Annotated in this window: 6 protein-coding genes; 4 read left to right on the top strand and 2 right to left on the bottom strand. The window is 61.9% G+C overall.

From position 1 onward, the window contains the following. Positions 1–81: 81 nt before the first annotated feature. A complete protein-coding gene (locus AAIS01_RS08715; protein ID WP_343468636.1) occupies positions 82–1,041 on the bottom strand; it encodes a glucokinase in 960 nt (319 codons plus the stop codon). Further along, entirely contained in the window at positions 1,038–2,864 is a 1,827-nt protein-coding gene (gene edd, locus AAIS01_RS08710) for a phosphogluconate dehydratase (RefSeq protein ID WP_343468635.1), read from the bottom strand. Before edd ends, AAIS01_RS08715 begins: the two co-directional genes overlap by 4 nt. A gap of 219 nt (positions 2,865–3,083) precedes the next feature. Between edd and gap the strand changes: the two genes are divergently transcribed. The 4 genes from gap to AAIS01_RS08690 all read left to right on the top strand — a co-directional run bounded on the left by gap (position 3,084) and on the right by AAIS01_RS08690 (position 8,593). Next, positions 3,084–4,085 carry a type I glyceraldehyde-3-phosphate dehydrogenase gene (gene gap / locus AAIS01_RS08705; RefSeq protein ID WP_092397053.1) on the top strand — a complete coding sequence of 334 codons (1,002 nt, stop codon included), beginning with the start codon at positions 3,084–3,086 and terminating at the stop codon, positions 4,083–4,085. Positions 4,086–4,286: 201 nt separating this feature from the next. Next, complete coding sequence (locus tag AAIS01_RS08700; RefSeq protein WP_343468634.1) at positions 4,287–4,805, top strand: RNA polymerase sigma factor; 519 nt, start codon at positions 4,287–4,289, stop codon at positions 4,803–4,805. A 169-nt stretch (positions 4,806–4,974) separates the two neighbouring features. Next, a complete protein-coding gene (locus AAIS01_RS08695; RefSeq protein ID WP_431191916.1) occupies positions 4,975–5,880 on the top strand; it encodes a FecR family protein in 906 nt (301 codons plus the stop codon). A 118-nt stretch (positions 5,881–5,998) separates the two neighbouring features. Beyond that, positions 5,999–8,593, top strand: coding sequence for a TonB-dependent receptor (locus AAIS01_RS08690; protein ID WP_343468632.1), 2,595 nt, complete (start codon positions 5,999–6,001; stop codon positions 8,591–8,593). Positions 8,594–8,603: the final 10 nt, after the last annotated feature.

Here is an 8,603-nt window from a genome sequence, read left to right as displayed (position 1 = left end):
GGTGCGTCAGTCAACATTTCCGTCGCCTGACGCACCGCCTTCGCGAGCAAGCCCGCTCCCACAGAGGCCGTATTTCAAACTTCAAGATTGTGCAGATTGCTCCAACGCCACACCCGCGCCCATCAGCCCGGAATACGGCGCCGTCACCAGCCAGACCGGGATGCCCTTGAAGTAATCGCTCATGCAGCCCTTGTCGGCGAAGCAGCGGGCGAAACCGCTTTCAAGGAAAAAATCGGCGAAGCGTGGGACCACCCCGCCGACGATGTAGACACCGCCACGCCCACCCACCGTCAGCACATTGTTACCTGCTACGCGCCCCAGCCAGCGGCAGAATTGCTCGAGCACTTCCAGGGCAATGGGGTCTCTGGCCAGGCCGGCGGCGGTGATGGATTCGGGCGTATCGAGCACCGGCGCATGGCCATCCACCGCGCAGATGGCGCGGTACACCCGAGGCAACCCGCTGCCGCTCAGGGCGGTTTCGGCGCTGACATGACCGATCTCGTTGTAGATGTGTTGCCACAGCTGGGTTTCCCGCGGGCTGCTCATGGGCAGGTCGACATGGCCACCCTCCCCCGGCAATGCCGCGAAACGACCGCCACCCAAATCCAGCAATGTGCCCACACCCAGCCCGGTGCCAGGACCGATCACCACCGCCGGACGCATGGGTTCCGGCGTGCCCTCGCAGACCATCCGGTATTCATCGGGACGCAAGCACGTCATGCCCAGGGCCATGGCCGAAAAGTCATTGACCAGTAGCAGCTTCTCGACCTCAAGGGTCTTGCAAAAGGCCAGGTTGCTCAGGCGCCAGTGATTGTTGGTGAAGCGAAACTCATCGCCGCTGACCGGCCCCGCCACGGACAGGCACACCGAGCCGATCGAGCCCGGTTTCAAGCCCACGCCGCTCAGGTAAACCTTGATGGCATCTTCGGGACAGGCGTAATCCGCGGTCGCCAGCACCTGGATGTTTTCCAGGTTGTGGTTCTTCCACAAGGCGAACCGTGCGTTGGTCCCACCGATATCACCGACCAAAGCCAGTTTCAATTAAGCGTCTCCAGGGCAGAAGTGAAGGCGCTGGCGCCCTGCTCTGCCGAGCTGAAGGCCATGCGCATGAAACCAAACAGCTCGCGACCGGTGCCAATGTTGTTGCCCAACAAGCCCTTGGCCGGTGTGCGTGCGGCGAATTCCTCGGCGTCCACCTTCAACTCCAAGGTGCCTTTGACGCCATCGACGCGGATGATATCGCCCTCCTGCACGCGGGCCAATGCGCCGCCGACGTAGGCTTCGGGGCTGACGTGGATAGCCGCCGGAATTTTCCCCGACGCGCCGGACATGCGTCCATCGGTCACCAAGGCCACTTTGAAACCGCGATCCTGCAACACGCCGAGGAACGGCGTCATCTTGTGCAGCTCAGGCATGCCATTGGAGCGCGGGCCCTGGAAGCGCATCACCGCGACAAAATCTTTTTCCAGCAGGCCGGCCTTGAACGCATCGGCCAGGTCCTGTTGATCCTGGAAGACCATGGCCGGGGCTTCGACGACCTGGTTTTCCAGGGCCACTGCCGAGACTTTCATCACGCCGCGCCCCAGGTTGCCTTCCATCACCCGCAAGCCGCCCTCGGCGGAGAACGCCCGGGCCACCGGGCGCAGGATGCTTTCATCGAGGCTTTCGATCGGGCCTTCGCGCCATACCAGCTCGCCGTCTTCGAGAAACGGTTCCTGGGTGTAGCGGCTCAGACCGTGGCCGAGCACGGTGTTGACGTTTTCGTGGAGCAAGCCGGCTTCCAACAACTCGCGGATCAGGAACGACATGCCGCCCGCCGCCTGGAAGTGGTTGATATCGGCCTTGCCGTTCGGATAGACGTGACTCAGGGTCGGCACCACCTCGGAGAGGTCGGCCATGTCCTGCCAGGTCAGCTGGATACCGGCGGCCATGGCGATAGCCGGCATGTGCAAGGTGTGATTGGTGGAACCGCCGGTGGCGTGCAGCGCGACAACGGAATTGACCAGCGAGCGCTCATCAACGATTTCGCCGATGGGCATGAAGTTGCCGCTCTGCTTGGTCAGGCGCGTGACCTGGAACGCCGCTTCGCGAGTCAGGGCATCGCGCAATGGCGTGTTCGGGTTGACGAACGAGGCACCCGGCAAGTGCAGGCCCATGACTTCCATCAACAACTGATTGGTGTTAGCGGTGCCGTAGAACGTGCAGGTACCGGGGCTGTGGTAGGACTTCATCTCCGACTCCAGCAGCTCTTCGCGGGTGGCCTTGCCCTCGGCATAGCGCTGACGCACATCGGCTTTCTGCTTGTTGGAAATGCCCGAGACCATGGGCCCGCCGGGCACGAAAATCGTCGGCAAATGACCGAAGCGCAGCGCGCCCATCATCAAGCCTGGCACGATCTTGTCGCAGATGCCGAGCATCAGCGCGCCGTCAAACATGTTGTGGGACAACGCCACCGCCGTCGACAGCGCGATCACTTCGCGGCTCGGCAGGCTCAGCTCCATCCCCGCCTCGCCTTGGGTCACACCATCGCACATGGCCGGCGTGCCACCGGCGAACTGGCCGACCGAGCCGATCTCGCGCAGGGCTTTCTTGATCTGTTCCGGGAAGGTTTCGTAGGGCTGATGGGCCGAGAGCATGTCGTTGTAGGAAGACACGATGGCGATGTTGGCGGCGTTCATCATCCGCAGGTGATGCTTGTCTTCGGTGCCACAACCGGCCACGCCGTGGGCGAAGTTGGCGCATTGCAGCTTACCGCGCATCGGTCCGTCGCTGGCCGCACCGCGGATCAATGCAAGGTAAGCCTGACGCGTGGCGCGGCTGCGGGCGATAAGCCGTTCGGTGACCTCAAGAACGCGGGGATGCATGTGTAGAACTCCAGGCTAACGGGTGTGGCGACCTGATTGTCTATGCTGGTCAAAACCCCGCCACGCATTGGGCGACAGCGGATTTCTTGACCATTCGGACCAGTTGATTCAGGTCACTCGTTGTAGATAAAACAAAATATTGCCACTAAAAAGGCTTGTTTTCTATTTTTATGCGAATAATCTTGTAATTCCAACAACAAATCGACGGCGGCGCAGTTAATGACTCTTCGAATCGCAATCAATGGTTTTGGCCGCATCGGCCGCAACGTCCTCCGTGCACTGTATACCCAAGGCTATCGTCGCGACTTGCAGATCGTCGCCATCAACGACCTGGGCGACAGTGCAATCAATGCTCATCTGCTCAAGTTCGACACGGTCCACGGCACCTTCGATGCCGACGTGCAGCACGATCACGAAAGCCTGACGGTCAATGGCGACCGTATCTCGGTCAGCGCCATCCGCAACCCGGCCGAACTGCCTTGGGCCGCCGAAAAGATCGACGTCGTGTTCGAATGCACCGGTTTGTTCACCGACCGCGCCAAGGCCGCGGCCCACCTCAGCGCCGGCGCCCGCAAGGTGATCATTTCAGCCCCGGCCAAGGGTGCCGACGCCACCGTGGTGTATGGCGTCAACCACGACATCCTGCGCCAGTCCCACCAGATCATCTCCAACGCTTCGTGCACCACCAATTGCCTGGCCCCGGTGGCCCAGGTGCTGCACCGCGAACTGGGCATCGAAAGCGGCCTGATGACCACGATCCATGCCTACACCAATGACCAGAACCTGACCGACGTCTATCACAGCGACCCGTACCGCGCCCGTTCGGCCACCCAGAACATGATCCCGAGCAAGACCGGCGCCGCCGAGGCGGTGGGCCTGGTATTGCCGGAACTGGCGGGCAAGCTGACCGGCATGGCGGTGCGCGTACCGGTGATCAACGTGTCGCTGGTGGATTTGACCGTGCAGCTCAAGCGTGAAGCGTCGGCCGAAGAAGTCAACGAACTGCTGCGCCAGGCCAGCCAGCATTCGAAGATCCTCGGCTACAACACCCTGCCGCTGGTCTCCAGCGATTTCAACCACAACCCGCTGTCGTCGATTTTCGACGCCAACCACACCAAGGCCAGCGGCAAGCTGCTCAAGGTACTGGCCTGGTATGACAACGAATGGGGCTTCTCCAACCGCATGCTGGATAACTGCCTGGCGTTGTGCAACGCCGAATAACTGACACGGCTGTTGAGCTTTTTGTGGGAGCGGGCTTGCTCGCGAAAGCGGAGGGCCAGTCGATGAAAAAGTTGGCTGACCCACCGCTTTCGCGAGCAAGCCCGCTCCCACAGGGTCACAAGGGGACCGGTGAAATGAACACTTGACCATCGCGGCAGATGATAAGCATTATCATCTAGTCAAACCGAATCGGGCCCTACCGTGAGTCAATCGCGCTTTCATCACGTCTTCCTTGCCCAGCGCACGCCACTGCTGCGCACCCTCCAGCGCATGGTCAACAACCCCAGCACCGCCGAAGACCTGCTTCAGGAAACCTACCTGCGCGTCACCCGCGCACTGGCTGAACGTACGGTCGAGCATCTTGAGCCTTTTGTCTTCCAGACCGCCCGCAACCTGGCACTGGACCATCTGCGTGCGCGGCGTATCCAGTCCCGGACCCTGCTGGACGACGTGCCACAGGAAGTTATCCACAACGTGGTCGCCTCCCAAAGCAGCGCCGAAGACGCGGCCCATGCCGAGCAAATGCTCGAACGCCTCAATGTCAGGCTGCAAGCGCTGAGCCCGCGACAGCAACAGATTTTTATCCTCAGCCGGCTGCATGGTCACAGCTATCAGGACATCGCCAAGCGGCTGGACGTGTCGCTGAGCACCGTGCAGAAGGAACTGAAGCTGATCATGGCAATCTGTGTGGGCGTGGCCGAACGCCTTGGTTGCGACTGAGCCTGTAAGGATTTTCTCTAAGAGACCGTCGCCGATTGCGCTGACCTGCGGCCCTGCTAGGCTTGGTCGCTGACGCTAAATAGCCGTGCAAAAGACACTGCGAGGAACCACCGTGACAGACAAACTCCGTGCCCCTGAGCACGCTGCGGCGCAGGACACCGCCCACGCCATGGAACAGGCGCTGGACTGGCTCATTCTGCTGGACAACCCCAGCGAGGAGCAGACCCGGCAGTTCCAGGCCTGGCTGGCGGCCGATCCGCGCCATGGCCAGGCATTCAAGCGGGCCCAGGCGATCTGGAACGGCCCGCAAGTGATGCAAAGCGCCCGGCAACTCAAAGGCCGCCCTCAGGCCAGCGCAGTGTCACGCTTGCGCGCCCATTGGAAACCCTTGGCCACCGCTGCCGTGCTGTTTCTGGGCCTGTTCAACTTCAGCGACCTGCCCCTGCGCCTGCAGGCCGATCACCTGACCGTGGTCGGGGAACGCCAGCGCCTGCAACTGGAGGATGGCTCCAAGGTCCTGCTCAACACCGATTCGGCCTTTTCCAGCACGTTCAACGACCAACGGCACTTGGCCCGGTTGTACAAAGGCGAGGCGTTTTTCGACGTCCCGGACACTCGCCACCTGCCCCTGCAAATCGACGCCGGCCCGGTTATCGCCAGCGTCAGCAACACCTCCTTCGCGGTGCGCTACCTCGATGGCGTGACGCAAGTGCAGGTGCAGCGCGGGGATGTGGATTTGCGGGCCACGCGCTATGACGCCCATATCAGGCTGTCGGCCGGGGAAAGCATCCGCATCGGTCCCAACGGCTTCGACCGCCCTGTACAGATGGATGCTGGCACCGATCTGGCGTGGGTGCAGGGGCGACTGGTGTTCGAGAACCGACCGTTGAGCCAGGTGCTGGCCGAGCTGCGACGCTACTACCCCGGCTGGATCATCAACAACAACGAACGGTTGGCCCAAGTCGCAGTGACCGGCAATTACCGCCTCGATCAGCCGCTCGATGTAGTCCGTTCTCTGGCCCACATCACCTCTGCGCGCCTCCAGGAATTCCCGGCGCTGGTGATCTTGAACTAAATGAGAATTATTTTTACTCGATAGGCTCCGCTGGTTCGTCTCGTTATAGCCAATGCAATTGATTCGCATCTAGCGACATCATCTGCACCTATAACAGATGCGACACGGAGCGCTATCGATGTCCTCTCGCCTTACCCGCCGGTCCCTTGCCCCCGCCTGCACGCTGTCGTTGCTGACCGCCGCCGTCCTGATGGCCGGCACCGCGCCGGCCGCACTGGCCGCTACCACCGCGCAGCCGGCTGCGCGCAACATCGGTGATTACACCTTTGCCATTGCCCAGCAACCGCTGGTCTCGGCGCTGAATGCGTTTACCGCCGTCACGGGCTGGCAGGTCGGCTTGCCAGCAGAATTGGCCGAAGGCGTTGCCTCGCCCGGCGTCAGCGGCTCACTGCCGGCGGAAAAAGCCCTGGAGCGCCTGTTGGTGGGGACTAACCTGAGCTACCGCAAACTGGGCAACAACAGCATCGTCCTGGAAAAGCGCAGCGCCGGCAGCGTGGTGAACCTGCAACAGGTGACCATCAGCGCCACCCGCCAGGAACAGGAAATCGCCAGCGTGCCGAGCACAGTTTCCGTCCACGACCGCCAGGAACTGGACCGCAACACCGTCAACACCCTCAAGGATCTGGTGCGCTATGAACCCGGTGTTTCAGTCGGTGGGGCGGGCCAACGCGGCGGCATCAGCGGCTACAACATTCGCGGAATCGACGGCAACCGAGTCCTGACGCAGGTCGACGGCGTGGAAATTCCCGACAGTTTCTTCAACGGCCCGTACGCCAAGACTCAGCGCAATTACGTGGACCCGGAAATCGTCAAGCGCGTGGAGATCCTCCGCGGCCCGGCCTCGGTGCTGTACGGCAGCAATGCCATCGGCGGTGCCGTCAGCTATTTCACCCTTGATCCGGACGACATCATCAAACCGGGTAGCGACGTCGGCGCCCGCCTGAAGACCGGCTACAGTTCCGCTGACGAGAGCTGGCTCAAGTCCGCCACCGTCGCCGGTCGCAGCGGGCAGTTCGACGGCCTGTTGCACTACAGCCAGCGCGACGGTCATGAAACTCAATCCTACGGCAATCACAATGGCACCGGCCTGGACCGCACTGCGGCCAACCCGGAAGACGTGCGCACCCACAATGTGCTGGCCAAGCTCGGCTGGAACTACAACGACGACTCACGCCTGGGCCTGGTCTACGAGAAGTACAAGGATGACCGAGACACCGATCTGAAAAGCGCCTATGGCGGCCCCTACGCCAACGGCCAGCCGGCGATTCCTGATTTTGTGTTGCCCGGTGGCATGTATCAGTGGCGCACCGGCAACGACACCATCAGCCGCGAGCGCGTGGGCCTGGAGCACAGCTTCGTCCTCGACAGCCTGCTGGCCGACACCGTGAAGTGGAGCCTGAACCACCAGATCGCCAAGACCGACCAGAGCACCGCCGAGTTTTACTTCCCCATCACCCGCCAGGTGCTCCGCACACGAGAGACCCTCTACGAAGAAAAACAGTGGGTTTTCGACGCCCAGCTGGACAAGGCCTTCAGCCTCGCCGACACCGATCACGCGCTGACCTACGGCACCACGATCAAGCAGCAGAAAGTCACCGGCTCGCGCAGCGGCAATGGCATCTGCCTGGCCGTCGGCGTGGGTTGCTCCGCCGTCGGCGCCATCAGCACCCGGGACGTACTGGAAAAGGCCAGTGACTTCCCGGACCCGACCATCCACACCTACAGCCTGTTCGCCCAAGACCAGATCAGTTGGAACCGGTGGACCTTCACGCCAGCCCTGCGTTACGACTACACCCGGCTCAAGCCGCACCTGACCGAGGCATTCCTCAACACCGTGAACCCCACCGGCGGCGGTGAGGTCAGCGACAAAAACAAGACCTGGCATCGCGTCTCGCCCAAATTCGGCCTGACCTACGCCCTGACCGACCAGTACACCTGGTACGGCCAGTACGCCGAAGGCTTCCGCACGCCAACCGCCAAGGCGCTGTATGGTCGCTTCGACAATCCCGACGCCGGCTACAGCGTGGCCCCCAACCCCGACCTGGAACCGGAAAAAAGCAAAAGCTATGAGACTGGCCTGCGGGGCCGTTTCGATGCCGGTTCGTTCGATGTGGCGGTGTTCTACAACAAGTACCGCGACTTCATCAATGAAGATGCGGTCACGCCCGGGGCCGACGAGCTGACCTTCCAGAGCAACAACATCAAGCACGCCACCATCAAGGGCGCCGAGGTCAAGGGACGCCTGAACCTGGATCTGTTCGGCGCACCGCAAGGCCTCTATACCCAAGCCTCGGTGGCCTATGCCTACGGTCGCAACAACGACACTGGCGAGCCGATCAACAGCGTCAACCCGCTGACCGGCTTGTTCGGCCTGGGTTACGAGCAGGACCGGTTCGGCACGTTGCTCAACTGGACCTTGGTCAAGAAAAAAGACCGCGTCGACGACAGCAACTTCAACTCGCCCGATGGCGTCAGCGGCCAGTTCAAGACCCCGGGCTTCGGCATCCTCGACCTGACCGGATTCTACAAGGTGACCGACGACATCACCGTCAGCGGCGGTCTCTACAACCTCACCGACAAGAAGTACTGGCTGTGGGATGACGTGCGTGGCTACGACAGCGTGGGAGAAGCCGCGGTGCTGAGCCCGGCCAACCTCGATCGCCTGACTCAGCCGGGGCGCAACTTCGCAGTCAACCTGATCTGGGACATCTGACCAGGTTGCC

This window comes from Pseudomonas halotolerans, from assembly GCF_039581215.1.
GTDB classification, from domain to species: Bacteria; Pseudomonadota; Gammaproteobacteria; order Pseudomonadales; family Pseudomonadaceae; genus Aquipseudomonas; species Aquipseudomonas tehranensis.
The sequence above is the reverse complement of the archived record's forward strand: the minus strand, read 5'-3'. Positions and strand labels throughout refer to the sequence as shown.